The 1,508-nt window shown below is 71.6% G+C and carries 1 protein-coding gene; it reads left to right on the forward strand.

The annotated features are described in order from the left end of the window. The first annotated feature begins 101 nt into the window (after nucleotides 1-101). Entirely contained in the window at nucleotides 102-1,145 is a 1,044-nt protein-coding gene (locus ACFZDK_RS55835; protein WP_390987119.1) for an IS110 family transposase, read from the forward strand. Nucleotides 1,146-1,508 lie beyond the last annotated feature (363 nt).

A 1,508-nucleotide genomic window follows, 5' to 3' on the forward strand; every position in this document is an offset into this window, starting at 1 on the left:
GCCTTGGCGATTGATGCGATGAAGGGGCGGGGCCTCCCGCTCCCGCCGGGTGCGCAGGATGCTCGGCTCAGGCAGAGAGTCCGAACTTGGGGAGGCCCTCGATGAGTTCACCGTACGACTGTGTGCAGTGGGTGGGCATGGACCTGCACCGGCGCCGCTCGGTCCTGGTGCGGATGGCGGCGGACGGGCAGCGGCTGGGCAAGATGGTCCGCTTCAACAACGATCCGGCCCGGCTCAAGCGGGAGATTGCCAAGGCCGGGCCGCAGCCGAAGGTGGTGCTGGAGGCCACGCTCGGCTGGTACTGGGCCGCCGACGCGCTGGCCGAGGCCGGGGCCGAGGTGCACCTGGCCCATCCGCTGGGGGTGAAGGCGTTCAGCTACCGGCGGGTGAAGAACGACGAGAGGGACGCCGCCGACCTGGCCGACCTGCTGCGGCTGGGACGGCTGCCGGAAGCCTGGCTGGCCCCGCCCGAGACCCGCGAACTGCGGGAGCTGGTGCGCGGCCGGCACAAGCTGGTCAGTCTGCGGACCAGCTGCCGCAACCAGGCTCACGGCGTGATGGGCAAGCTGGGCATCGCGGTGCCGATGAGCGACCTGTTCGGCACCACGGGCATCGCGTTCCTCGACGAGCTGCCGCTGCCCGCCGGGTACGCGGCCCGGGTGCGCGCGCTGTGCGCGGTGATGCACGAACTCGGCCAGCAGATCGGGATGCTGGACAAGGAGATCGCCGCCCGCCTGGCCAGCGACACCGGCTACCGCGCGATCCAGAAGATCGGCGGTATCGGTCCGGTCCTGGCCGCGGTCTTCACCGTCGAGATCGCCGACGTTACCCGTTTCCCCGACCCGCAGCATCTGTGCTCATGGGCCGGGCTCACCCCGCGCCACCGGGAGTCGGACACGGTGGTCCGACGCGGGCATCTGACCAAGCAGGGCTCCAAGCTGGTGCGCTGGGCGGCCGTCGAGGCCGTCCAGCACGCCCCCGAGAGCACCCCGATGCGCGCCCACAAGGACCGCATCGAGGCCCGCCGCGGCGCCGGGGCACGCAATATCGCCAAGGCTGCCGCGGCCCGCAAGCTGCTCACCCTGGTCTACTACGGGCTGCGCGACGGCGAGGTCCGCTGCCTGACCCGCCGGGACCCGGTGTGAGCAGCATCCGGACCCACGACCGGCGCGCGATCGCTATGACGTCTGGCCCCCGCACCGCGGCGAGGCCGCGCGATTGATTGATCCCGCCGGCCGTGTGCCGAACCACACCATGCCGCCCCACGCACCATGCGTGACGCGGGCGCGGCGGATGGATGACCGGCAGCCGGAGCGCCGCCACCTCGCATCACACTGGTGAAGAGCACACCCCTACAACAGCCCGCCCGCGGGCGGGCCCACAGCACATACCAGGGAACGGGAACAGCCCGTCCCCCGGCCGAGCACGCCCGCATCCCAACGAGCAGCAGGAAGGACCCGGACAAGCACCGCACTTGACCGGCCCCGCCCCTTCATGGATGACGTCAT

The sequence above is a fragment of the Streptomyces sp. NPDC007901 genome (assembly GCF_042959465.1).
Lineage (GTDB): Bacteria > Actinomycetota > Actinomycetes > Streptomycetales > Streptomycetaceae > Streptomyces.